Origin of the sequence: Empedobacter sp. UBA3239, from assembly GCF_002362875.1 — a bacterium.
Lineage (GTDB): Bacteria > Bacteroidota > Bacteroidia > Flavobacteriales > Weeksellaceae > Empedobacter > Empedobacter falsenii_B.
The window spans coordinates 51,227-77,011 of the sequence record NZ_DEVJ01000016.1 but is presented as its reverse complement, the minus strand read 5'-3'; the positions used below and the strand labels follow the sequence as shown (position 1 = coordinate 77,011).

At 31.4% G+C, this 25,785-nt stretch carries 26 protein-coding genes and 1 pseudogene; 15 read left to right on the top strand and 12 right to left on the bottom strand.

The window, feature by feature from the left end; genetic code table 11:
* Positions 1–25: 25 nt before the first annotated feature.
* The gene (locus B4G36_RS02930) at positions 26–1,210 is read right to left on the bottom strand and encodes an ABC transporter permease (RefSeq protein WP_291061884.1); all 1,185 of its coding nucleotides are present in this window, start codon (positions 1,208–1,210) and stop codon (positions 26–28) included.
* The gene (gene rbfA, locus B4G36_RS02925; RefSeq protein WP_038334637.1) at positions 1,210–1,569 is read right to left on the bottom strand and encodes a 30S ribosome-binding factor RbfA; all 360 of its coding nucleotides are present in this window, start codon (positions 1,567–1,569) and stop codon (positions 1,210–1,212) included. Before rbfA ends, B4G36_RS02930 begins: the two co-directional genes overlap by 1 nt.
* Positions 1,570–1,664: 95 nt before the next feature.
* On the opposite strand from rbfA, the gene B4G36_RS02920 reads away from it, so the two are divergent.
* On the top strand, positions 1,665–2,063 hold the full coding sequence (locus tag B4G36_RS02920; protein ID WP_019975256.1) for a group III truncated hemoglobin: 399 nt from the start codon (positions 1,665–1,667) through the stop codon (positions 2,061–2,063).
* Between the two features lie 58 nt (positions 2,064–2,121).
* On the opposite strand, the gene B4G36_RS02915 is transcribed toward B4G36_RS02920, so the two are convergent.
* The 5 genes from B4G36_RS02915 to B4G36_RS02895 all read right to left on the bottom strand — a co-directional run bounded on the left by B4G36_RS02915 (position 2,122) and on the right by B4G36_RS02895 (position 8,022).
* Positions 2,122–3,495: an NAD-dependent succinate-semialdehyde dehydrogenase gene (locus tag B4G36_RS02915; protein WP_291061882.1), complete on the bottom strand. Its 1,374-nt coding sequence runs from the start codon at positions 3,493–3,495 to the stop codon at positions 2,122–2,124.
* Between the two features lie 131 nt (positions 3,496–3,626).
* Positions 3,627–4,073, bottom strand: coding sequence for a hypothetical protein (locus B4G36_RS02910; protein ID WP_291061880.1), 447 nt, complete (start codon positions 4,071–4,073; stop codon positions 3,627–3,629).
* 3 nt (positions 4,074–4,076) lie between these two features.
* Positions 4,077–5,636: a replicative DNA helicase gene (gene dnaB, locus B4G36_RS02905; protein WP_291061878.1), complete on the bottom strand. Its 1,560-nt coding sequence runs from the start codon at positions 5,634–5,636 to the stop codon at positions 4,077–4,079.
* Between the two features lie 96 nt (positions 5,637–5,732).
* Entirely contained in the window at positions 5,733–6,686 is a 954-nt protein-coding gene (locus B4G36_RS02900; protein WP_291061876.1) for an acetyl-CoA carboxylase carboxyltransferase subunit alpha, read from the bottom strand.
* 157 nt (positions 6,687–6,843) lie between these two features.
* Entirely contained in the window at positions 6,844–8,022 is a 1,179-nt protein-coding gene (locus tag B4G36_RS02895; RefSeq protein ID WP_225539322.1) for a thiolase family protein, read from the bottom strand.
* Positions 8,023–8,222: 200 nt separating this feature from the next.
* On the opposite strand from B4G36_RS02895, the gene B4G36_RS02890 reads away from it, so the two are divergent.
* From B4G36_RS02890 to B4G36_RS02880, 3 genes are all read left to right on the top strand, one after another.
* Positions 8,223–9,521, top strand: coding sequence for a M28 family metallopeptidase (locus B4G36_RS02890; RefSeq protein ID WP_291061872.1), 1,299 nt, complete (start codon positions 8,223–8,225; stop codon positions 9,519–9,521).
* Between the two features lie 462 nt (positions 9,522–9,983).
* Positions 9,984–10,556 (top strand): hypothetical protein, encoded by a 573-nt coding sequence (locus B4G36_RS02885; RefSeq protein WP_291061870.1) that lies wholly within the window; start codon positions 9,984–9,986, stop codon positions 10,554–10,556.
* A gap of 117 nt (positions 10,557–10,673) precedes the next feature.
* On the top strand, positions 10,674–11,120 hold the full coding sequence (locus tag B4G36_RS02880) for a hypothetical protein (protein ID WP_291061868.1): 447 nt from the start codon (positions 10,674–10,676) through the stop codon (positions 11,118–11,120).
* Positions 11,121–11,181: 61 nt separating this feature from the next.
* Here the strand turns inward: B4G36_RS02880 and B4G36_RS02875 are convergent, their stop codons facing one another.
* On the bottom strand, positions 11,182–12,135 hold the full coding sequence (locus tag B4G36_RS02875) for an isopenicillin N synthase family dioxygenase (protein WP_291061866.1): 954 nt from the start codon (positions 12,133–12,135) through the stop codon (positions 11,182–11,184).
* Between the two features lie 449 nt (positions 12,136–12,584).
* Between B4G36_RS02875 and B4G36_RS02870 the strand changes: the two genes are divergently transcribed.
* A complete protein-coding gene (locus B4G36_RS02870; RefSeq protein ID WP_291061864.1) occupies positions 12,585–12,857 on the top strand; it encodes a hypothetical protein in 273 nt (90 codons plus the stop codon).
* A 76-nt stretch (positions 12,858–12,933) separates the two neighbouring features.
* Positions 12,934–13,836 (top strand): oxygen-dependent coproporphyrinogen oxidase, encoded by a 903-nt coding sequence (hemF, locus tag B4G36_RS02865; protein ID WP_291061862.1) that lies wholly within the window; start codon positions 12,934–12,936, stop codon positions 13,834–13,836.
* A gap of 44 nt (positions 13,837–13,880) precedes the next feature.
* On the opposite strand, the gene B4G36_RS02860 is transcribed toward hemF, so the two are convergent.
* Positions 13,881–15,326 carry an RtcB family protein gene (locus B4G36_RS02860; RefSeq protein WP_291049074.1) on the bottom strand — a complete coding sequence of 482 codons (1,446 nt, stop codon included), beginning with the start codon at positions 15,324–15,326 and terminating at the stop codon, positions 13,881–13,883.
* Between the two features lie 17 nt (positions 15,327–15,343).
* Complete coding sequence (locus B4G36_RS02855; protein WP_291061860.1) at positions 15,344–16,435, bottom strand: slipin family protein; 1,092 nt, start codon at positions 16,433–16,435, stop codon at positions 15,344–15,346.
* 725 nt (positions 16,436–17,160) lie between these two features.
* Between B4G36_RS02855 and B4G36_RS02850 the strand changes: the two genes are divergently transcribed.
* From B4G36_RS02850 to B4G36_RS02835, 4 genes and pseudogenes are all read left to right on the top strand, one after another.
* Positions 17,161–17,745: a helix-turn-helix transcriptional regulator gene (locus tag B4G36_RS02850; RefSeq protein WP_291061858.1), complete on the top strand. Its 585-nt coding sequence runs from the start codon at positions 17,161–17,163 to the stop codon at positions 17,743–17,745.
* Between the two features lie 15 nt (positions 17,746–17,760).
* Positions 17,761–18,180, top strand: a pseudogene (locus B4G36_RS02845) (helix-turn-helix transcriptional regulator); the annotation flags it as partial.
* 40 nt (positions 18,181–18,220) lie between these two features.
* Positions 18,221–18,526 carry a polysaccharide deacetylase family protein gene (locus B4G36_RS02840; protein WP_291061856.1) on the top strand — a complete coding sequence of 102 codons (306 nt, stop codon included), beginning with the start codon at positions 18,221–18,223 and terminating at the stop codon, positions 18,524–18,526.
* Positions 18,513–18,818 (top strand): hypothetical protein, encoded by a 306-nt coding sequence (locus tag B4G36_RS02835; protein WP_291061854.1) that lies wholly within the window; start codon positions 18,513–18,515, stop codon positions 18,816–18,818. The genes B4G36_RS02840 and B4G36_RS02835 overlap by 14 nt, the downstream gene beginning before the upstream one ends.
* A gap of 222 nt (positions 18,819–19,040) precedes the next feature.
* On the opposite strand, the gene B4G36_RS02830 is transcribed toward B4G36_RS02835, so the two are convergent.
* A complete protein-coding gene (locus B4G36_RS02830; protein WP_125349050.1) occupies positions 19,041–19,382 on the bottom strand; it encodes a phage holin family protein in 342 nt (113 codons plus the stop codon).
* Between the two features lie 133 nt (positions 19,383–19,515).
* Positions 19,516–21,051 (bottom strand): glycine--tRNA ligase, encoded by a 1,536-nt coding sequence (locus tag B4G36_RS02825; RefSeq protein WP_291061852.1) that lies wholly within the window; start codon positions 21,049–21,051, stop codon positions 19,516–19,518.
* A gap of 204 nt (positions 21,052–21,255) precedes the next feature.
* Here B4G36_RS02825 and B4G36_RS02820 point away from each other — a divergent pair, with 204 nt between their 5' ends.
* From B4G36_RS02820 to B4G36_RS02800, 5 genes are all read left to right on the top strand, one after another.
* A complete protein-coding gene (locus tag B4G36_RS02820; RefSeq protein ID WP_291061850.1) occupies positions 21,256–21,774 on the top strand; it encodes a hypothetical protein in 519 nt (172 codons plus the stop codon).
* A gap of 92 nt (positions 21,775–21,866) precedes the next feature.
* A complete protein-coding gene (locus tag B4G36_RS02815) occupies positions 21,867–22,319 on the top strand; it encodes an HYC_CC_PP family protein (RefSeq protein ID WP_414646338.1) in 453 nt (150 codons plus the stop codon).
* Positions 22,320–22,445: 126 nt separating this feature from the next.
* A complete protein-coding gene (locus B4G36_RS02810) occupies positions 22,446–24,695 on the top strand; it encodes a TonB-dependent receptor (RefSeq protein WP_291061846.1) in 2,250 nt (749 codons plus the stop codon).
* A 22-nt stretch (positions 24,696–24,717) separates the two neighbouring features.
* Positions 24,718–25,083 (top strand): heavy-metal-associated domain-containing protein, encoded by a 366-nt coding sequence (locus B4G36_RS02805; protein ID WP_052217802.1) that lies wholly within the window; start codon positions 24,718–24,720, stop codon positions 25,081–25,083.
* 124 nt (positions 25,084–25,207) lie between these two features.
* Positions 25,208–25,777, top strand: a complete 570-nt coding sequence (locus B4G36_RS02800; RefSeq protein WP_291061842.1) for a tRNA methyl transferase PRC-barrel domain-containing protein — start codon at positions 25,208–25,210, stop codon at positions 25,775–25,777.
* Positions 25,778–25,785: the final 8 nt, after the last annotated feature.

Genomic DNA, 25,785 nt, shown 5'->3' with positions numbered 1-25,785 from the left:
AGCTTTTTTTATGTCTTAATATTTTTTATTTCACTTGTCTGGAAACGATCCACGAAACTAAGCTTCCCAAACCTAAAACAGTTACAATAACTGCAACAAAATTTTCGACAGAAAAGATAAATGGAAATGGAACAGTTGGCGAAGCCATAACCAAACCAAAATCTATTTGTAATAATCCAATAACAGAGGCGATTAATAAACCTGTTGTCATCGCGATAAGGGTGATAATAAAACCAGTTTGAAAGAAAATATTACGAATGTTTTTTCGTGATAATCCAAAACTATACATCGTCTGAATTTCTTTCTTTTTATCCAAAATCAAGATAATAATTGTTCCTGCCAAATTGAAACATGCAATGATAATGACTAACGTAAAAATCAAGTAACTGATTAAATTTTCCATATTCATTACTTTTAAGAAAGCTGAATCTAAATCTTGTCTGGTTTCGATTTTATAATGAGAACCTAATATTTTTTGAAGTTGAATTTTTACTTCGTTAAACGATTTTTTTCCAGTCGTTTTTACCTCAATCGAATAACATTGATTTTCGTTTAACAACAATAATTCTTGCGCCAAACCTAAAGTTGTAAATATGTGTTTGTCGTATTGTTCGTTCAAAATAAACACGCCAACACTGTACGCATCTTTGCGTGTAAAAGCATCGCTTTCTTGTTTTATTAGACCTGTTCCAGCTTTTGGCATCATCAAATCTGCTGGCGTTATCGGATCGATATAAAGTTGTAAACGCTCTGCAATTCCATTCGAAACAATAAAATTATCATCGCGATTAAAATCTAAATATTGTCCACCATAAATCACTGTATCTAAACGCGTAACTTTGGTAAAGTTTTCGTCAACACCTTTCAAATAGGCAATATCTTGTTTTCCTTTGTAATCGATGTAGACTTTTTCTTCGATGATTTTAGAAAAAGCTTTGACATCTTTTTGTTGCTTTAATTGATCCACAACAAAAGTTAAACTATCTAATACTTTTCCTTTCGAAGGAGAAATTTTAATTTCAGGATTTACATTGCTATAATACTTTAAATTCATTTTTTCTAATCCCGAAAAAACCGATAAAATAATAAACAAAGCTGCTGTGGCAACCAAAATAGCACCAACAGCAATCGATGTAATAATGTTTACAGCGTTTGTATTCGTTTTCGAAAAAATGTAGCGTTTCGCAATGTAAAGTGAAATGTTTCTCATTATAAGATTGGATTATTTCCTTCTCCTCTTAGCGCTTTGTCGATTTTATCCATTTCGTCTAATGAATTATCTAAAATGAAAATTAATTCTGGCGTAATACGCATTTGTTTAGAAGCACTTTTTGATAAAATTCCTCTAAATAATGGTGTATTAACTCTAATTTCTTTAAAAATTTCGTCTTTTTGAGTACTTGGAAAAATACTTACATAGATTTTAGAAACGCTCAAATCTGGTGTTACTTTTACTTCTGTAACACTAATCAAATTTCCAGGGAATTCCTTTACAGCCCATTTTCTAAAAGCTTCTGCTAATTCTTCTTGAAATAATTTACTTACTTTTTGTTGTCTATTGCTATCCAATTCTATTCATTTTTATAATGACCGTAAAATTACTGCATTTTTTCGTGATTAAAAACATTGATGAATTGAATTAAGTTCTTTGTAAATTTGTTTTAATGAAAAAAGATATCGAAACTTCAGAAGATGTTGCTTTATTGGTGAATACGTTTTACGATAAAGTGCAAAAAGATGATGTCATTGGTTACTTTTTTTCGGAAGTAGCGAAGGTAAATTGGGACGAACATTTGCCACATATGATTCAGTTTTGGGAAACTGTTTTGTTAGGAAAAGCAACTTTTGAAGGTTGGCCAATGCGAACACATTTGGTTTTGAGTCAAAAGGAGAAATTAAAACCACACCATTTCGAACGTTGGATTGAATTGTGGTACGGAATAATTGACGAAAAATTTGAAGGAGAAATAGCAAATGAAGCAAAAAATCGAGCAAAAATTATGCGTGATTTAATTCTTTTCAAAATTGACCAAATGGAACAAAAACAAGGATTTATTCAATAAAAAAATGCAACTTTTATGAAGTTGCATTTTTTGTATTATTTTAGATATGATTGAAAAATTATTTCGCAATCATGATTAATTTTTTATTGATAAACTCCATAATTCCAGCCTTAGAAAGCTCTCGTCCGTAACCCGAATGTTTTACACCTCCGAAAGGTAAATCTGGGCTTGATGAAACTTGTTTGTTCACGTAAACCATTCCCGAATCTATTCTACGAGCGATTTTCTCCGCATTCGGAACATCTTCTGTATAAATAGAAGCGCCTAATCCGTAAGGCGTATCATTCGCAATTTTGATTGCTTCTTCTACATCTTTCACTTTCCAAATACAAACCACAGGTCCAAAAACTTCTTCGTCATAAGCCTTCATTCCAGGTTTTAAATCTGTCAAAATTGTTGGTTGTAAAAAGAAACCATCACAATCAATACGTTTTCCTCCCGAAACAATTGTTGCTCCTTTATTCGCTGAATCATTAATTTGATCCAATAATTTTTCTAATGCACTTTCCGAACTTACAGGTCCCATATTGGTATCTGCCTGTGTAGGATCACCAACTTTCATTCCGTTTACATAGGCCGTAATTTTTTTCAGATATTCATCGTAAATACCTTCTTGTACAATAATACGTTTCGAAGAAGTACACGCTTGTCCAGCATTACGTAAACGACCGTTAATGGTTCCGTTCATCACTTTTTCGATATCCGCATCATTCAAAACGATCATTGGATCAGAACCACCAAGTTCTAAAACCGAAGGTTTTACATTTTTACCAGCGATACTTGCAACCTCTGCACCAGCAGCTTCTGAACCAGTCAAAGATACACCAACAATTTTTGGATTATTAATAATCGAATCTGTGTCTTTTCCTGACATCAATAAGTTTTTGTACAAACCTTTTGGAGCGCCAGCAGCAGTAAACATTTCTTCGAAAGCGATTCCACATTGCGGAATATTAGAAGCCGTTTTCAAAACAACTGTGTTACCAGCCATAATGTGAGGCCCAGCAAAACGTGCAATTTGAGAAAAAGGAAAGTTCCAAGGCATGACACCTAATAACACACCAATAGGTTCTGAAACCACATAAGCGTCACCTTTTTCTGTTTGTAAAGGAACATTTGCCAAGAATTCTTCAGCATTATCAGCGTAATATTCGATGATATTTGCACTATAATCAATTTCAATTTCGCTCTCATACAATGGTTTTCCCATTTCTGTTGTAATCAAAGCAGCTAATCGAGTTTTTTGCTTGCGCATTTCGTTTGCAACACGTTTCATTACAGCTTTTCTTTCTTCGAAAGATTCGAATCGCCATGTTTGATATAATTCGTTTGCGTCGTCTATATATTGATTGATTTCTTCGCTTGTGTAGGCTTGAAATTCTTTTTCGATTTTACCTGTAGCAGGATTTAATGTTCTGATTGAACTTGCCATTTCACTCTTTATTTAATGTATACAAAGTTGTAGCAATTCTCGTTCCTAACAAAACTTTTAGGATAAATAAAACTGATAGTTTGTTGAATAATTATGATTGAAGTTGATTTTAGGAAAAAAGCTTGAATCTGTTATTTTAAAGATTCACAGTTATTCACATGTGATTGAATTTCTTTTTTGAACTCTACAGGAAGACTTATTTTCTTGGAACAAAAATCATTTATAGTATCATATTTATTTAAATTATTATTCCATATTAAAGCTTTGTAATCATCAAGATCCGAATTGTAATAATAAGCATTCTGATTTTCATCTATATAAAAAGAATAATAATGATAATCACTAAATGTGTTATTAAAAGGTAATTGGTAAATGACATTATTTAATTTATCAAGAATTGCAAATATTTTACCTCCATCTCCAATGTTTTTTACGACAATTTTTTTATTTAAATTCCAATAATAAGTTCCAGATTCAGAGATAAAACCTTTTTGAATATGTGAAGAATTATTTTGCGTTTTTTTATTACACGAAAGAATAAAAATGAAAGGTAAAAATAGATAAATAAAACATTTCATGTTTTAAAATGGTAAATTATCGTCGTCGTTATTCATCGAACTTGTGAATTCCCCACCGAAATCTCCAAAAGCATCGGAAGGATCAATAGCAGATAAATTCATGGCGCTTCCCATTTCTTGAGAACCATCATTCATCGAACTTTGAATTTCGAAATCTCCACCAAATGAAGTTTCCAAATCGGTAAATTTAGCTTGCTCATTAATGAATCGTAAACGCACATTTTCTAACGCACCATTACGGTGTTTCGCAATGATAAACTCTGCTTGTCCAGCACAAGGTTCACTTTCATCATCCCAATATTCTAATTTATAATATTCGGGACGATAAATAAACGAAACGATATCGGCATCTTGCTCAATCGCTCCAGATTCACGTAAATCCGAAAGTAAAGGACGTTTACTTCCTCCACGAGTTTCTACGGAACGAGATAATTGCGAAAGTGCAATAACAGGAATACTTAATTCTTTCGCAATCGCTTTAAGGGAACGCGAAATCATCGAAATCTCTTGCTCACGGTTTCCATTCGCTTTTCCACCAGCAGTCATTAACTGCAAGTAGTCAATCAAAATCATTTTTACACCATGTTGAGAAACCAAACGACGCGCTTTTGCTCTTAAATCGAAGATAGAAAGGGCAGGAGTATCATCGATATATAAAGGTGCATTTTCAAGACCCTTTACTTTTGTATATAATTGTTTCCACTCGTGGTCAGCCAATTTTGCTTTACGCAATTTTTCACCTGAAATCCCTGTTTCACCTGAAATCATACGTGTAATCAACTGAACAGAAGACATCTCTAAAGAGAAAACAGCAACTGGAATATTTTTATCAACCGTCATATTTTTCGCCATCGAAAGGATAAAGGCGGTCTTACCCATACCTGGACGAGCGGCTAAAATAATCAAATCGGATTCTTGCCAGCCAGAAGTAATTTTATCAATTTCTGTAAATCCAGAAGATAAACCAGACATTCCTTCTTTTGTAGACTGGGCCTTAATTTTATCAATTGCTTCAGTTACCAAATCTTTGGCTTCTGAATAACTACGTTTGATACCACCTTCTGTAATTTCGAATAATTTCGATTCTGAATAATCTAATAAATCGAAAACATCTGCTGTATCGTCGTATGATTTTTCGATCACTTGGCTCGAAATTTCAATTAACCGACGTAAAATATATTTTTCTTGAATCACACGTGCGTAATATTCGACGTGTGCAGAAGAAGAAACTTTTTGTGTTAATTGGATTAAATAATAATCACCTCCAATACGATCTAATTTGCCATCTTTTTTTAATTCATTCGAAACCGTTAACAAATCAATCGGTTCAGAATCGTTAAATAATTTTTGAATGACAGCATAAATCGCTTGATGCTCGGGACGATAAAAAACTTGTGGTGTAAGGATGTCGATTACCTCATCCAGCCCTTTTTTATCAATCATCATCGCACCAAGTACAGCTTGCTCTAAATCAACAGCTTGTGGAGGAAGTTTACCTTTCTCTAAACCAATGATATTGCGCTTGTTGGCTGGTATTTCAGGATTATAATTTGCTTGTTCCATAAGAGGCTCAAAATTAAAGAAAAAAACGAGATATAACTAATTTTATATCTCGTTTTAAATTCGTATATTCTACAATACATGTTGTTGTAAAATGTATTATCCTGAAAATTCTCCGAACTTGATATAACGCTCTTGACGTTGCGTTTGTAGTTCTTTTGGAGATAATTTTTTCAATTCATTGTACGTTTCCAAAACTTTATTTTTCAAGTTTGTGTACGCAACTTCTGGTTTGTAGTGTGCTCCACCAAGCGGTTCTTGAATGATATCTTCAATTAATCCTAATTCTAACATATCAGGACCAGTTAATTTCATTTGCGAAGCAGCTTGCTCTTTGTAATCCCAACTTCTCCATAAAATTGTAGAACAGTTTTCTGGTGAAATTACAGAATACCAAGTGTTTTCTAACATGAAAACTTTGTTCCCAACTCCAATTCCTAATGCTCCACCTGAAGCTCCTTCACCAATTACAATTGTAATGATAGGAACTGTAAGTTTCAACATTTCGTAGATGTTTTTAGCGATAGCTTCACCTTGACCTCTTTCTTCAGCTTCTAAACCAGGATATGCACCAGGAGTGTCGACTAAAGTCAAGACAGGAATATTAAACTTTTCTGCTAACTTCATTAATCGTAAAGCTTTGCGGTAACCATCTGGATTAGACATTCCGAAACGACGATATTGTCTTTCTTTGGTATTTTTCCCTTTTTGTTGACCAATAATCATAAAAGTTTGACCATTGATTTTTCCCATACCACCAACCATTGCTTTATCATCAGCAAAAGTTCTATCTCCGTGAATTTCGATAAACGTGTTATCTGTGATCGCGTAAGCGTAATCTAAAGTATAAGGGCGAGAAGGGTGACGAGACAATTGTACACGTTGCCATGGCGTTAAATTACCATAGATTTCCTTCTTTTTATTTTCAATTGCAATTTCAATTTCAACGCAAGCCTGTTTGATGTTAACACCGCTTCCTTCGCCGACGATTTGACAGCTTTGTAACTGTTCTTCTAAATCTTTGATAGGTTGTTCAAATTCTAAATATTCCATACAAAAGTGTTTGTTCAATCCAACAAATATAGAAAAGGTTTTTAAGCCAATTATAATAAATGTCGAATGTTTTTCAGATTTTTTACAAGTATTTTAATTTCAAAAGATAAAAAAGCATCTAATCTGTAGACGCTTTCATCATATATTTGATCTAAAATTAGATTTTTTCGATAATCATTGCAGATGCTCCACCGCCACCATTACAGATAGCTGCACCTCCAATTTTTCCTCCGTTTTGCTCTAAAACATTTAATAATGTCACCAAAATTCTTGATCCAGAATTTCCAAGTGGATGACCAATAGAAACCGCACCACCATTTACATTGACTTTAGAAGCATCAAGGTTTAATAATTTAGTATTTGCAATTCCAACAACTGAAAATGCTTCGTTAAATTCCCAGAAATCAACATCAGCAACTGTCATATTTGCTTTTTTCAATAATTTTTCAACCGCTTTAGCTGGCGCAGTTGTAAATTTTGAAGGTTCTTGAGAAGCATCTGCATAAGCGATAACTTTTGCAAGAGGTTTTAATCCTAACTCGTTTGCTTTATCCAAAGACATTAATACCAAAGCAGAAGCTCCATCATTGATTGTAGAAGCATTTGCAGCAGTTACAGTTCCGTCTTTAGAGAAAACTGCACGCAAACCTGAAACTTTATCAAAGTTTACATTTTTATATTCTTCGTCTTCTTTAAAAATAACTGGTTCTCCTTTGCGTTGAGGAATTTCTACAGGAACAACTTCGTTGTCAAACTTCCCTTCAGACCAAGCAGCAGCAGATTTTTTGTAAGAATTAATTGCAAACTCATCTTGCTCTTCACGAGAAATATTGAACTCAGTTGCACAAGTATCTCCGAAAAGTCCCATCATTTCTTTGCTGTAGTAATCTTGTAAACCATCATTTACAATACCATCTAATAAAACGGTATTTCCGTATTTATTACCTGTTCTTGCATTTGGTGAATAAAAAGGAACCATCGACATGTTTTCCATTCCTCCAGCGACTACAATCTCTGCGTCACCCAAACGAATTGCTTGTGTTGCAAACATAACAGCTTTCATTCCTGAAGCACATACTTTATTTACGGTTGTTGCAGGAATTGTATTTGGTAAACCAGCTTTTATCATAGCTTGTTTAGCAGGAGCTTGTCCTTCTCCAGCTTGCAAAACATTCCCCATGTATACTTCATCAACCAAAGAACCATCTAGGTTAATTTTATTTAAAGCGCCTTTAATCGCTGTTGCACCTAAATCTGTAGCAGGAACATTTGATAAACTTCCTAAAAAAGATCCCATTGCTGTACGAACAGCTGAAACTATTACGACTTCTTTCATTTAATTGTGATTTGTTGTTTTTATTATAATAACTTATATAATGCAAGATATAAAAATTATAGTAGTATTAATTTGATTTACTCTTTAAAGATTTTCTAAATTTGTTAACGAGTTACAATAGATAGTTGTTGTTTTTTATTAAAATGATAATTGAGTTTGAATTGAATGTATTTTCAATACAGAATATGAATCAAATGATGATGAAAAAAATAATACTTTTTGGATTGATTTCTTGTTTTACGGTTGCGATAGTAAAAGCTCAATCGTTTGACCAAAACTATTTTAAAACAGTTTTAGATTCACTTACTTCAAAATCTTTTGCTGGACGTGGTTATGTAGAAGATGGAATGAGGAATGCGGGTATTTATATACAAAACGAATTTCAAAAAAAAGGTTTGAAATCTTTTTCCTCGAATTATAAACAGAATTTTACTTTTCCGATTAATATTATCAAAAACGCAAAACTGAAAATTAATGGAAAAGAATTAAAATATGGAATTGATTTTATTGTAAAACCAAGTTCTAAATCAATTTCGAAAACCAATTCACCTTTTTATATTTTTGAAACAAAAGCCTATGTGGAATCTTTTCAGTCGAAAGATAAAACGAGGGATTTTATTGTGAAAGATGATGAATCGCAACAAGGAAAACATATTATTTTGCCGCCTTTAGTGACTTCTGTAGATTCTATTCAGAAATATTACAAACAATGGGAGAATATTTATGAGAAAAATGAAAATAAAAATCGAGCGATTTTTAGATTTACATCAGATAAATTGACTTCAAGTCTTAGTCAACGACAATCTTCTATTTCAGAATTTATTATTTCGGATAAATTTTATTCTAAAAATTTAAAAATAAACGATTATTCTATTGATACAGAATTAAATAATTCATTCGAAGCAAATAATATAATTGGTTACATTGACGGAAAGAACAATGATAGCGTAATTGTGATTTCTGCTCATTATGATCATTTAGGGAAAGTTGGGCAAACTATTTTTCCTGGAGCGAGTGATAATGCGAGCGGAACTGCAATGATGATGGCGCTGATGAAGTATTATTCAAAGCATCAGCCTAATTATAGAACAGTTTTTATGGCTTTTGCAGGAGAAGAAGCGGGGATTTTAGGCGCAGATTATTATGTTAATCATCCTCTTTTTCCATTGAATCAAATCAAATTTTTAGTCAATTTAGATATTATGGGAGCCGGCAATCAAGGAATTCAAGTTGTGAATGGTAAAGTTTTTAAAAATCAATTTGAAAAATTAGTCGAATTCAATCAAACAAATAAATACCTAAAAGAAGTTAAAACTCGAGGAGAATCGTGTAATTCTGATCATTGTCCGTTTTATTTGAAAGGTGTTCCGTCGTTTTTTATTTACACATTAGGAGGAAAAGGTTTTTATCATGATCCCAATGATACAGCTGAAAGTTTGGATTTGAGTTCCTCTGAAAAAGTATATAATTTGTTGAAAGCTTTTATTGATAAGCTATAAAAAAATAATCCGTTCAAAGTGAACGGATTACTAACCAACCTAAACTACTATAAAAAACTCTAAAAAGTAAAAAGAGTGCGAGTAATTCCAAACTTCATAAATCAATTTCGTTATACTCGTTGTTACTCTTTGTCTTACTATCTATGAATAAATTATTTGACACTGCAAATTTCTAACTTTTATGTCTTGTTTGGAAAAATTGTAAAAGATTTTATTTATAATTGTTATAGAGAATATTTATAATAAACGTTTGTTGTCGGATATTAAGCTTTTTATTAATTTGTTAAAAACAAACAATAATAGTTAAACTATAATTGTGTGAAAGCGCACTTTAACACCTTTTTAACTATTTGTTCACGAAAATATGATGAAATGATAAGATTTGAAATCTTTTCAACTAAATTTGATTTTGAATCGTAAAGACTTCATAAATTTAAACAAATTTTAAACCAAAACGCCAAAATGAGACTTTTTTTATTGGTTTTTTCCTTACATATTGTGTTATTTGTTGATGCGCAAAATGTTAACCCAAATCAAATTCGAACAAAAATTTACGATACTATTTTACAAGATATCCAAAAACAAAGTTTAGAATTTCCGAACAAAAAAATTGTGGTAGATCCTACGATTAATAAGTTTGAAGATTATAAAATGGACGAATTTGGGCTGAAATTAGATTCGGCGAAATATGTACAAGACACTTCAATTTGTTCTAAATTAACAACCTATAAATGCGTTTCGAAATTTGAGATTGATAATTATTCGATTACCAATGTTTACAAAGATGAAGCAGATGCGTTATATCCTGACTTTTATGGGATTTATGCACCAATCGATTCGTGGTATAATTTGATTTATTATGCGGCTGTTAATCATTTTGAGAAGGATAGAAAATTTCAATTTAACGTCTTAATTCCAGTTCGAAATGTGCAAATGAAAAATAAAACGATGAAGGAAAAAATGTTCTTTTATAACGTTTTGTTTGATGAGCAACTTAAGATTCTAAAATTTGAAAAATTATTATTAAAACATTAAAATTCAATCAGAAAAGTTGTAAATTAGCAAGACTCAAATTTTTAATTGATGTTAAACGTTAGCGCTTATATAGACGAGCTTTTGCAGTTATCAAAAGGCAATTTACGGATTTGCCGTATGAGTTGGTGGCTTTTAAAATACGAAGACGAATTTGAGAAAGCAATAGAACAAACGTCTTGTAAAAAGTGGCAAAGATGGCTTTATAATGGCGAACATCCATATCCATGTGTTTGTCCAAAGCGCGAAAAATTATGCGTTTTTATCGATTTATATCGTGAATTGGATCGTTTGACACAAGTGCAACGTTTAGAGAATTTTTTTCAAGAATATTTTCAAAAATTTGAGTTGATTAAAGATTCAAAAGAATCTTTAAAAAATTGGATGAATGATATTCGTCCAACGATTTCTTCTATTTATTTATTATTGGATAAGAATGATAATCTAAAAATTAGATTTTATAATTCGGATCCAGTTTTGGAAGTGAATATCAATAAAAATGATTATAAATACACCTTGTTGTGTTTGGATATTTTTAACTACAACATGTACGTAAGAGGCATGTAAAAGAAAAGAGAGTTGACGAAAATCAACTCTCTTTTTTATGAAATAATAGATTAAATATGGCTTATTTAATTAAACCAATTTCTCTTAAACGCTGAGTTAAGAAATCCCCAGCTGTAATATCTTCAAATTGTTTTGGATTTTCTTCTGTTACACAATCTTCTAAAACAGATAAGTCCATTTCAGAAACTGGATGCATAAAGAATGGAATAGAAAAACGAGATGTTCCCCATAATTCTTTCTCTGGATTAACCACTTGGTGAATTGTAGATTTCAATCTGTTGTTTGTGTGACGAGATAACATATCACCAACATTAATCACCAATTCGTCGTCAGCAGCAATAGCATCAACCCAAGTTCCATCGTGACGTTGCACTTGTAATCCACGACCTTGCGCTCCCATTAACAATGTAATCAAGTTAATATCTCCGTGAGCACCTGCGCGAACCGCATCTTTAGGCTCTTCTGTGATAGGAGGATAGTGAATTGCTCTCAAAATAGAGTTTCCGTTTTTCACTTTATCATCAAAGTAAAACTCGTCTAAACCTAAGAATAAAGCCAAAGCACGTAAAACGTAAACACCAGTTTTTTCTAATTGTTTGTATGTATCTTCACCATAAGTGTTAAAACCTGGAACTTCGTTTACATCAACATTTTCTGGATAGTTGTATTTCGCTTTATCTTCTTCAGTTAAATACTGTCCAAAATGCCAAAATTCTTTCAAGTCACCAACAGTTCTACCTTTAGCATGTTCGTTTCCGAAAGCTGTATAACCGCGTTGACCACCAATTCCTTCTACTACATAAGTTTGTTTTGTTTCTGTAGGTAAAGCGTAAAATTCGCGAACGCTTTTATATAAATTTTCAACTAATTCGTCAGATAAAAAATGTCCTTTCAAAGCAACGAATCCGATTTCTTCGTATGCTTGTCCAATTTCTTTGACAAATTTTTGTTTTCTTGCTGGATCATCAGATAAAAAGTCTGCTAAATTAACCGATGGAATTCCGTTTTGTGACATTTATATTTTGTTTTATAAAATTTCTTCTGCAAAGGTATAGAAAGATTTCTTTTGTGAATAATATTGTTAATAACTTTTTTGGGTTGCTATTGGTTTGATTTAAAATTAAATCGTTTAAATGATTTTAATTGGCTAAAATATTTATTTTTAATGCTATTAAGTTTATTTTGAAGGTTCTATTGATTTTGATAAATATAAGTATTTACTATTTAAAATTGTATTTTAATATATATTACTTATAATTCTGATAATGGATATGGGTTTTGTTATATTACAAAAAATTAAAATGAATGAAATTACTATTTACTTTTTTATTATTTAGTTCAATTGTCTTTGCTCAAGAAAAAGGGAAGGCTAGGATGATGATTTATCCTGGTTGAGAAAAATTTGAAAAGAAAGGTGTAAAGAAGTTAGCAGACTGTTTTAGTAAGGATTTTAATAAACAGCTATTGCTTGAAGTTGAACAGGTGTTAAAAAATAATGGCTTGACAATTAATGAAATAAATGTAAATGCAAAAGTTAAATTTGAGATAAATAAAGAAGGTGAATTTCAAGATTTAGAAATAAATGGGAATGATTCAGAAAAATTACTTATAGAAGAGGCTTTTGTGAATTATGTTTTAAAATTGAAAAAAGACAACAAAAAAATAATTCCAGCTTTTACTGAAAAAGGAGAACCTGCAAGATTAATTTTTGATATACCATTTAAAATTATAAATTAAGGTTTGAAATTTTATTAATCTTAAGGCTAATTTTATCACAATGAGATTTCATTCTATATTTGCAAAAATATTTATGATGAAAGATCAATTTTTTCAATATATACAAGACTTACAAAGTAAAATTATAGCCAAACTTGAAGAAGTTGATGGTAAAGCTAAATTTTTACGAGATAATTGGGAACGCGAAGAAGGAGGTGGTGGATTATCTTGTGTTTTAACTGACGGAGCTGTTTTTGAGAAAGCTGGCGTTAATATATCTAAGGTTTATGGTGAATTACCAGAAACCATGCAAAAGGCTTTGAATGTTTCTTCGGGTAAATTTTTTGCTTGTGGATTGAGTTTGGTTATTCATCCAACAAGTCCACATATTCCGACGACTCATGCAAATTGGAGATATTTTGAAATGTATGACAAAGAAGGAAATATTGTCGATCAATGGTTTGGAGGAGGTCAAGATTTGACGCCATATTATTTGGATGAAAAAGATGTGATGCATTGGCATACGATCTGTAAAAAAAGTTGTGATGCGCATGATGCGGCTTTTTATTTAAAGTATAAAGAAGAATGTGATAAATATTTTTGGAATACGCATCGAGAAGAAGCGCGTGGAATAGGAGGTTTGTTCTTTGATTACTTGAAACCAACTTCAGAAAAAACAGTTGAACAATGGTATGATTTCGTAACAGAAGTAGGAAACTCATTTTTGGAGGCGTATATTCCGATTGTTGAAAAACACAAAAATGATGAATTTTCTGCTGAACAAAAGGAATGGCAAGAAATTAGACGAGGTCGTTATGTAGAATTTAATTTGATTCATGATAGAGGAACTTTGTTTGGTTTGAAAACCAATGGACGAATAGAATCTATTTTGATGAGTTTACCCAAACATGTACAATGGCATTATAATCATCAGCCAGAAGAAGGTTCTGAAGAATATAGATTAGTAGACGTGTTAAAATATCCAAAAGATTGGATTTAATCAATAAAATATAAAATGCCTGAACAATTTGTTCAGGCATTTTTTTAATCTTCTCTTGATCCGTCATCAGCCATTCTGACCATTTTAGGCGTAAAAGTAGCCACAACATCTACCAGATCTTGTTGCGCTGCCATTACTTCGTGAATATCTTTATATGCCATCGGCGCTTCATCTTTTCCACCGCCAATTAATGTAATTCCAAAATCGTTCAAATAATCATTTATCTTGTTTTGTGATAATGATTTAATTGCTTGTGTTCGGCTCATTTGACGACCAGCACCATGCGAAGCCGAATGAATAGAATTTTCTTCACCTTTTCCGCGAACCAAAAATCCTGGCGCAGTCATAGAACCTGGAATAATTCCCATCACATCTTTAGAAGCTGGCGTTGCACCTTTTCGATGAACAATGACTTCTTCGCCGTTGTAAATTTCTTTCCAAGCAAAATTATGATGATTTTCTACTTTAGCTAAAACTTCTGCACCGATAGATTTTTTAATTTTTTGATGAATAATTTCGTGACAAGCCGAAGCATATTCACCAGCCAAATTCATCGTAATCCAATATTCTTGACCTTCTGCAGAATCCAAATCCAAATAAGCTAAATTTTGTGCTTTATACGGAAGTTTACAAATTTCTTTTGCAATTTTTGTATAATGTCCAGCGATTGTAGCACCGAAACCTCTCGATCCAGAATGCGTTAATAACGCTAAATACGAACCTTTTTTGATGTTCAGTTTCTTATCATCTTCTTTGAAATCAATCAGACCAAATTCTACAAAATGATTTCCTCCTCCAGAAGAACCCAATTGCGACCACGCTTTATCTTTTAAATTTTGAATAAATGAATTTGTTTCGAATTTTGCATCATCCAAAATCTGATGTTCGGCTTTGTATTGACCATGAAAACCATGTCCTGCACCAAACTTTGTGTTTTTTATTAAAGTTTTTTTTAACGAATCATGATGCTCAAAATAATAAGAAGCAGGTAAATCATAAATCGATAAAGCCATTCTACATCCAATATCAACGCCGACACCATAAGGAATAATTGCATTTTTTGTTGCTAAAACTCCGCCAATCGGTAAACCATAACCTTGATGAGCATCTGGCATTATTGCGCCGGCAACTGTTACAGGAAGTTTCATGGCTACTTTCATTTGTTCTAAAGCACCATCTTCAATATTTTTTGCACCATAAATGTTGAAATCGTTCGGATTTTCATTCAATTCAATTAAGTTTTCATCTTGTTGAGGTAAATGAATTCCATTGATAAAACCATTTGCAAGCGTTTTGAAAATTTTATCTTCTAAGAAATCTTGTGGCGAAGACAAAACTTGCGCATATTTATCAAGCATTTCGGCTTTTGTATAACCATTTCTTTTTCGGTTAATTTTTAAGGCAATTCCTAAAATTTCATTCTCAGGATAACCCAAGGCAATCAAATCATTTCCATTAATTGGTTTGTTTTGTTGTTCAGTTGTTTTCATATAATTTGGTTAGAATATTATTTAGTAAACAATGTTTTTAGTTCATTTAACACATTCGATCCACCAGAAATTGAGATTTCTCCCACTTTATCGGCAATTTTTTCGATGTATTCCATTTCTTTTAATTTCCATAACGTTTCGTTTTCTTCCATCAATTTCGCAGTGTTCAATAAACTTCTTGTCGAAGCAGTTTCCTCACGACGCGTAATCGAATTAGCTTGAGCCGTTTTTTCGGCAATCAAAACACGGTTCATAATTTCTCTTATTTCTCCAGGAAGAATAATGTCTTTCATACCTGCGTCAATCAATTTTAGACCAATTTCTTGGCATTCAGCTTGATATTTTTGAATGATATAATTCGTTACCGAATTTTTATCTGACATCAAATCATCAAAATTCATGTTTCCAATAAATTCTCTCAAACCTAATTGAATCGCTTGATAAATCATTTTTTCGAAATCTTTGTTCGATTGATAAGCGTTTAACAAATCAGTAATTTGATAATTTACCATAAAATTGATTCGTAATTGCGCTTTATCTTTCGTCAAAATTTCTTGTCCCGAAATTTCAATTGTTTGCGGACGCATATCAAAAGATACCATCGAGATTTTAACTTCGTTGTTATAAAATTTATACTCGCCAGCTTTTAAAACTGAATTAAATTCATTGTCTTTAAATAAAATTCCTTCATGATAAGTTGGAATAGAAATAATACGAATCGCACCAGCTTTTCTTAAAATATCTATTTCTCTTTTTGTTAAATTCTTAATTTCGTCAGTAGAATTTAAATCAAATTTTACAGCTTTTAATTGAGTCGAATTTTTCCAAATCATCACGTTTTTATTGTAAAATGAATCATAGATTTGATTGTTTTTGTAAATAATCAACACTTCGTTATGTAAAACTTCGATAAAATCTACCATCGATTTCAATGTTTCATTTTCTAAAAATATTGCATAGTATTTTTCATCAATTATTTCGTTAATGTTTAATTTTTCGATGTTTTTATTAAAGAAAATCCAATAGTTTCCTTTTGTATAAATTTTTTCTACTTCGTTATTTTTGATATAGATTCCAATTTCTTGGTTGTTAATTGGTAATTTTTTCATTATCTAATTTTTTATAAGTTTTTACTATTTTATATTTCTCCTTTATCGAAGAATCTTTTTCTAAATTTTTTAATTAAAAAAGCTAAATCATTTTCCTTTTTTAAAACGGAATTTGAAGTTTGAGCAGCTTATTTTGATTTCTTGTTTTAATCATTTTTTTCAAATCATTTTGACTTGATTTTTTAGTTTAAACTTTTGAAATCAATCATCAACTAAAGTTTCAAATTCAGGTTTTAAAGAAGTTTTTGATCTTATTTCAAATTCATTTCTAGGAAATATATTCTCTATTCGAAAAGAAAACTTTTTAGCTTTTGTTTCCAATGGTACCCTTTCGGGCGATAAACAGATTAAAGTCTGTGTGAATTGCTCTACCCACTGAGCTATTTCAGTTTCCTGAAAGTAGGAATCGAACCTACGACCCATCCGCTGGAGATTTTAATTATTCAGAATAGAAGTGATGAAACAATTTCTACTACAATGCTATACTGAAACATTTGTCAAGGAATAATTAAAATCGTTTGGTTTTTAAACCTTTGACAAAGTTGGAGTAGAAGTGTGCAAGTGAATTGCGCAATAAAATATTTTTTCGAAATAATTTGTAAACGATGATTAACAGAGGGTTTTATATTGAAAATATTTTGAATAAAATTTGAAATAAAAATTTCTGCGCAAATAGATTGCGTACTTTGATTTGAAATTTGTAGTATTGAACAAAGAAATCAACCATGGCAACCAATAAAATTGCATTAATACGTTATCAAACGATCGATAAATGTCTTCAAAATCATTTCAGAAAATGGACATTAGAAGATTTGATAGAAAAAGTTTCGGAAGCTTTGTATGAATACGAAGGAATAACTTCTGGCGTTTCGAAACGGACAATTCAAAGCGACATTCAGGTGATGCGAAGTGATAAATTGGGTTATCATGCGCCAATTGTTGTTCGAGAAAAAAAGTTTTATGAATATGAAGATCATAATTATTCGATTCATAATTCGCCTGTTTCGTCTGCAGATTTAGATAAAATGAAAGAAGTGATTTCGGTGATGAAACAATTGAATGGTTTTAATTATTTTGATGATATGAACGAGATTATTACGCGTCTCGAAAATAATTTATCCAAGCAAACTCATCAACAACCAAATTATATTCAGTTTGAGGAAAATGGATTGTTAAAAGGTTTGGAGCATTTGAATCGATTGTATCAAGCAATTGTGAAGAAGCAGTCTTTGCTGATTTCTTATCAATCGTTCAAAGCAAAAAATCAAGAACCAAAACAACAAGTTTATTATCCGTATTTGTTGAAATAATACCGTAATCGCTGGTTTTTATTGGCTAAATCGAGAAAAGATAAAAATTTGTATACGTTGGCTTTGGATAGAATTGTTGAGTTTTATGAATTGGCAAATGAACCTTTTATCGATGAGCAAGAAATTAATTTTGATACGTATTATAACAATGCGATTGGTGTAACGAAAAGTGTGAAAGAAAGGGAGCAGCGTGTTGTTTTTCGTGTGAATAAAAAATTAGCGCCTTATGTGGTGACAAAGCCAATTCATGCGACGCAAAAAGTGTTGGAAGTGACGGACGAAGGAACTTTATTTTCGATAGAAGTTGTACATAATTTTGAGTTGGAACGAGAACTTTTAGGATTTGGAGAAGAAATAGAAATTCTTGCTCCAAGATTAGTGAAAAAAAGAATCAAAACACGGTTAGAAAAAGCATTAGAAAAATATAAAAAATAGAATTTCTTTCATACATTTAATTCATTAAAAACTAACTTAAATGATATGGAATAAAAGAATAATGACACTTTTGAGTGTCTTTTTATTAATCTTCTCGACAAATTTGCTTGCACAAAAAGCGAGTGATTCTGTGAAAAAATATATCTATTTAACTTTTGATGATGGACCTTTGAATGGAAGTGAAAATATGGATGAGGTTTTCAAAAATGAGAAGTTAAAAGTGACTGTTTTTCTTGTTGGAGAACATGTGGAGAAAAATAAATCAATGACGGATTATTTTAAATATTACGATGATAACCCGTATATCGAAGAATGTAACCATAGTTGGACGCATGCGAATGAATGATCAGTACAAAAACTTTTATAGTAACGAGCAAACGTCGGTTGCGGATATTTTGAAAAATCAATCGACATTAAAATTGCAAGATAAAATTGTTCGTTTACCTGGAAGAAATATGTGGAGATTGGATGGGAAATCGAAGAATGATGGAGCTTCTGGTGTACAAACGGCTGATGGTTTAGCAAAGTTGGGATATAAAGTTATTGGTTGGGATTTGGAATGGACGCATCATGGAAAAGATGGAACACCGGTGCAATCTGTTCAAGCGATTTATAAACAAATTGTTAATCAATTATAATCGAATAAGACCTTTGCAAATAATAATATAGTTATGTTAATTCATGATGAGATGTTTCAGAATAAATGGGAAGAGTCCGAATTGAAAAAATTGGTTGATCTTCTTAAAAAACATGATAACTATATTTTTGAGCAAATAAAATTTTATCCTCAATAAAACTTTTATAAAATACAAAAGCTGTCCAATTTTGGACAGCTTTTTATATGTAATAATCTGTATAAATTAGTCTCCCATCATTCCTCCAACTAAAGAATTGACAATTGCTAAAACAATACCAAATAATAATGCGTACCAGAATCCGTCAACATGGAAACTATCTCCCATAATTGCGCTTGCTAATAAGATAATAATTGCTGTAATCACAAAAGAAAATAAACCTAATGTTAAGATTGTTACAGGTAAACTAATAATGTTTAAAATTGGTTTTACAATAGCGTTTAAAAGTCCGATAACAAGTGCAACAATAATCGCAGAACCATATCCTTTTACAGATACTCCAGGTAAAATGTTAGCAAGTCCGAAAACAACTAATGCTGATACCAAAAGATTAATAATAAAGCCCATAATTTGTATTTTTTAGATTAATATATCTAATTAAAATCAAAAGCTTTGCCAAATTGTTAAAAATTTTAATAAAAAATAAAAAAAGCTCAGAAATTTCTGAGCTTTTGCTTTATTGTATTGAAAAATTCTCTTTTTATAATTGTTCAAAAAGATATTTCATGTTGACTTCTTTGTCGATAATTTGAGCTAACTCATTAATATTAACACGTTTTTGCTCCATTGTATCACGGTAACGTAAAGTAACAGAATTATCGTTTAATGAATCGTGGTCAACAGTGATACAGAAAGGTGTTCCAATCGCATCCATACGACGGTAACGTTTACCGATAGTATCTTTTTCTTCGTACATTACGTTGTAATCTAAACGTAATTTCTTCAAAATTTCTTTCGCTAATTCAGGTAAACCATCTTTCTTTACCAATGGTAAAACTGCAGCTTTAATTGGCGCTAATGCAGCTGGTAAAGATAATACAACACGTTCTGATCCATCTTCTAAAACTTCTTCTTTCAATGAATTTGAGAAAACTGCTAAGAACATACGATCCAAACCTACAGAAGTTTCTACAACATAAGGTGTGTACGATTCGTTTGTTTCGTTATCGAAATATTGAATTTTTTTACCTGAATGTTGTTCGTGAGCTTTCAAATCGAAATCTGTACGAGAGTGAATTCCTTCTAATTCTTTGAATCCGAATGGGAATTTAAACTCAATATCAGCTGCAGCATTTGCGTAATGCGCTAACTTTTCGTGATCATGGAAACGGTAATTTTCATTTCCTAAACCTAATGTTTGGTGCCAACGTAAACGCGTTTCTTTCCATTTTTCATACCAATCTAACTCTGTTCCTGGTTTTACGAAAAATTGCATTTCCATTTGTTCAAATTCACGTTGACGGAAAATAAATTGACGTGCAACAATCTCATTACGGAAAGCTTTACCAATTTGAGCAATTCCGAAAGGTAATTTCATACGTCCAGATTTTTGTACGTTCAAGTAATTTAAGAAAATACCTTGAGCCGTTTCTGGGCGCAAATATAAATCCATTGCCTGATCAGCTGTTGCACCTAATTTTGTTCCAAACATCAAGTTGAATTGACGAACTTCTGTCCAGTTTTTAGAACCAGTTGCAGGATCAGCAATTTCTAATTCTTCAATCAAAGCTTTTACGTCATCTAAATCTTCGTTTTCCAAAGATTTTCCCATGCGTGCTAAAATTGTATTGATTTGATTTTGATATTCTACAACACGAGGATTTGTCGCAACAAATTGATCTTTATCAAAAGCATCACCAAAACGTTTTGCAGCTTTCGCAACTTCTTTCTCGATTTTACCTTCAATTTTTGCACAATGATCTTCAATTAAAACATCGGCACGGTAACGTTTTTTAGAATCTTTGTTATCAATCAAAGGATCATTAAATGCGTCAACGTGGCCCGAAGCTTTCCAAGTAGTAGGGTGCATAAAAATAGCAGAATCAATGCCAACAATGTTTTCGTGCATTTGTACCATTGCTTTCCACCAATATTGTTTGATGTTATTTTTTAGCTCAGCTCCGTTTTGACCATAATCGTAAACGGCTGATAATCCATCATAAATCTCACTCGATTGAAAAATGAAACCATATTCTTTCGCATGAGAAACTACTTTCTTGAAAATATCTTCTGACATAATTAATTGTGTGTTCTTATTTAAAGTGCAATTTTAGTGATTTTTGATGACTATTGAGGTATATTTTGATAAAATCGTAAGGCTTTAACCACTTATTCTAATTTTTGAGAAGATTATTAGCGGAATGATTGATTTTATAATTCGGATTATTTCCATTTCAATCAAAAAAATATACTTTTAAATCATAAAAAAAATGATAACCGTATGAAAAAGTTTATTCTTCCTATTCTATTATTAAGTTTTGTTGCAAGTTGTAATTCTAACAATTCATCTTCTTCGTCTACAGAAAATAAAGTTGAAAATGAAGTGAAAGATTCGGTTAAAGAATCAGATGTTAATTATAATGTTGCGCTTTGTTTTATGAATAATTATGTTGATTATATCATGGATACAATTGGAAAAATAAATCAAGAGAACTATATCAAACAAAATGAATTGTTAACACAAAGTTTTAAAGATCGATACAAATTTGTGCAAGATTCTGCTTATAAAGTTGAGCCAGAAGTTGGTTTGGATTTTGATCCGATTGTTGATGGACAAGATTTTCCAGATAAAGGATTTAAAATAAAATCGATTGATAAAGCAACAGGTTTAGTGACTTTGCAAGGAATAGATTGGCAAGATTTTGAAGTCGTTTTGAAAGTTGTCAACGAGAATAATAAATCGTTAGTAAATGGTTCTGGAATTATTAATATACCGACCAACAAGCAACCGAAAAGATAATTTAGTAAAACTGAAAATTCTATAAGGAACTTGGAAAATGATATAAATTTCAGTTTGTTTTGATTTGAATTTTTTGTTTATTTTTGTCCAACATGAAAATGCAACAGTACATAAAGTATGTTTTGTCGGTGGTTTTGATTTTTTCAAATCTTAGCTACGCATTTTCTATGCACTTTTGTCAAGGAGTGGTTGAGCAAGTGAAGTTGAATCATTTGGATAATAATTCACACGAAATGGAAGTTTCTAGTTCGTGTTGCCCTCCAAAAACAGAAAAAAAACATTGCGAATTACCAGAAAACAATAAATCTAAAAAAGACGATTGTTGCAAGGATATTTCTTATTCGGATAAGTTTGTAGAAAAGCAAACTGTCAAAATACAGAAACTTGTTCCAATAAGTTTTATAGCTTCTCAAATTCTTCAAATTAGAATTCCGATTCAAGATGAAGAGGTGAGCAATCAATCTAGTTTCCTTGATTTTTATGTTGCGTCAAATGCGCCACCAAATTATATACTCAATTCTCAGTTAACATTTTACGAAGGATAATATCCGTTGTTTTTGATTAAATCAATCAGAAAATAATAAGCTATTATCTAAATATTAAAGTATTTGATGAAAATCTAATCAACAAGTACACAATAATAAATAGGCATTATGCCTTAAATCGTAAAAATGAAAAAAATATTCACTTCAGTATTTATACTAAGTGCTGTGTTATCTTACGCACAATCTACATTAAAGGGAAAAATTACAGATCAAAATCAACAACCAATTGTTGGAGCAGAAGTGTTTTGGCAATCGTCAGATATTTCTGTTATCACAGATGAAAAGGGGAATTTTGAGATCGAAAATTATCAACCAACCTCAATTTTAGGTGTTTTTTATGACAATGAAACAACAACTTTTAAGGAATTAAAAGACGAATTTCAAAACATTACAATTAATGTAAAAGATCATTTTGGGGATACTTCGTTGAATGAAGTTGTGGTTCGTGATACAAGTAGTTCGCTTAAAAAATCGAAGTTTGCAACTAATATGACGACAATGACAGGAAAGGAATTGTTGAAAGCAGCTTGTTGTAATTTAGCCGAATCTTTTGAAACAAATCCTTCTATTGATGTCAATTTTTCGGATGCTGTAATGGGAAATAAGCAAATTAAAATGTTGGGTTTAACCTCTCCTTATATTTTGATTGCAGAAGAAAATATACCAAATGTTCGTGGAGCTTCGCAAGCTTTTGGGCTTAGTTTTACGCCTGGAACTTGGGTAGAAAGTATTCAGGTGACGAAAGGTGCGGGAACGGTGATTAATGGTTATGAAAGTATTTCTGGGCAGATTAATACAGAATTAATCAAACCTTCAAATGATATTCCGTTGTTTGTGAATCTTTATGGTTCTACAGATTCGCGCTTCGAAGGGAATGTGCATTTGAACAAAAAATTGAATGATAAATGGAGTACTTCTTTGTTTATGCATGGAAATGCACGCGTTTCGAAGAATGATATGAACGATGATGGGTTTTTAGATAATCCGCTTGGACATCAAGTTAATGTGATGAATCGTTGGCAATATCAAAACTTAGAAAAAGGTTGGGTTGGATTTTTATCTGCAAGATATTTGAATGATACAAAACAAGCAGGACAAGTTGATTTTGATAAAGATCGAGACAAATTAACAACAAATTATTGGGGATCAGAAATCAATACAAATCGTGTAGATGTTTCATCAAAAATTGGGTATGTTTTTCCAGAAATGCCATATCAAAGTATGGGATTGCAAACGGCGTTTAGTTATCATAAACAAGATTCTTACTTCGGATTGAATCAATATGATATTGAGCAACAAAGTTTTTATTCCAACTATATTTTCAGTTCGATTATTAGCAATACCAAAAACAAATTTTCTACAGGAGCAAGTTTTACATACGATAAATTCAAAGAATTTGTAGCGCTTCCAACTGATGCAAATTATGATCGAATTGATAATTCTGCGGGAGCATTTTTTGAATATACTTTTGATAATATGAAGAATTTCAATATGATTGCTGGGCTTCGTGGAGATTATCATAACCGAATGGGATTTTTCTTAACGCCTCGTTTGCATACACGTTATACGCCTGTAAAAGGAACAACGATAAAAGCGTCGGTTGGTCGTGGAAAACGAATCAATAATATATTTGCAGAAAATCAGAATTTATTTGCATCTTCAAGACAATTTAATATTTTGGGCGATGGAAATGGAAAAATATATGGTTTAGAACCAGAAATTGCTTGGAATTATGGATTTAGTGTAACACAAGAATTCAAATTATTTGGAAAAAATGCAGATGTAACAGCAGATTTTTATCGAACAGATTTTCAAAATCAAATTGTAACTGATATCGATTATTCGGCTCGTCAAGTAAGATTTTATAATTTAGAAGGAGATTCGTATGCAAATTCGTTCCAATTTGATTTTAATTATAATCCATTTACGCATTTCAAAATTAGAGCATCATACAAATATTATGATATAGCAACTGATTATGAAAACGGAAAATTAGAACGTCCATTACAAGCGAAACATCGTTTCTTTACCAATCTTGAATATGAAACACATGAAAAGAATGGTAAGAATTGGCGTTTTGATGCGACATACAATTGGATTGGAAAACAGCGTTTACCAAATACGTCAGATAATTTACCAGAAAATCAATTGAATGACTATTCGAATCCATTTGGAACAATTAATTTCCAGATTACACGTGTTTTCTCAAAACGTTTTGAAGTGTATGTTGGAGGGGAAAATGTAACGAATTATCAACAACATCGCGTAATTTTAGGAGCAGATAATCCTTTTGGTTCAAATTTCGATAGTTCGATTGTTTATGCACCAATTTTTGGACAAATGTATTATGCTGGATTAAGATTTAGTTTAAAATAAAAATCATAAAAATAATAACACAATGAAAAAATTGTTAGCCTTTGCTTTGGTTGCGACTTTAGGAATTAGCGCACAAGCACAAAATAAAAATGCAAAACACGATTTACATGTCAAAGGAAATTGTGGGCAATGTAAAGATCGTATAGAAAAAGCGGCTTATGGTGTAAAAGGTGTAAAATCTGCTGAATGGGATAGTAATACACAAAATTTACATATCATATTAAATGAAAAAAAGAGTAAAGTTGATGATGTAGAAAACGCTGTAGTAGCGGTTGGACACGATACTGATAATAAACGTGCAGAAGAAAAAGTGTACGGAAGTTTACCTTCTTGTTGTTCGTATGACCGTGAAGGTTCAGCTGGAGAAGCTAATACACATAGTCATTAAAATAAAATTATTAAACAAAAAAGGGATTTCTAATTGAAATCCCTTTTTTGTTTATAAGATGTTAATATTTTAAAAATAAAAATTACATTTTTAACTTTTAGTTAACATTAACATTCTATCTTTGTTGTCTTTCCTTTTTTGGAAAGAAGCAAATAAATTAATTGAAGTGAAAATAGGTCAAATTGTAGAGATTCCAAAAAATTCTTCTATTTATAATAAAGAAAAACCATCTTTTCGATCAAAAGAAGAAGAACTTTCATGGAAGGTAAGCCAAAGAAGTTATTCTTTGTTTGATGGTTTTATTGTAGGAGAACATACTGGAATAGAAAAATTTGAAATAGGACAACGAAAAGGTTTAAATGTTAGCGGAAAAGAATTTCCGGTTTATGTGATTGGAATTGATGAACGCGAAAATAGAATTTTTGTAGGGCAAGGAAAAAATCATCCAGGTCTTTTTACGGACGTACTCTGTTTTGAAGAACAAAATTTAAGTTGGTTAGAAAAACCATTTTTAATAGATGAGATAGAAGTGAATGTTACTTCTATACATTTGAAAGAAGAAATAAATGCGAGGTTTTATCAATTTGGAAAAATCTATTTTTTGGAGTTTAAAAAACAAATTCCCTTGATAATGAAAAATTACACATTAAGGCTTTCTTATGAAAACAAGGAAGTTATACTATTAAATAAATAATTGTTATA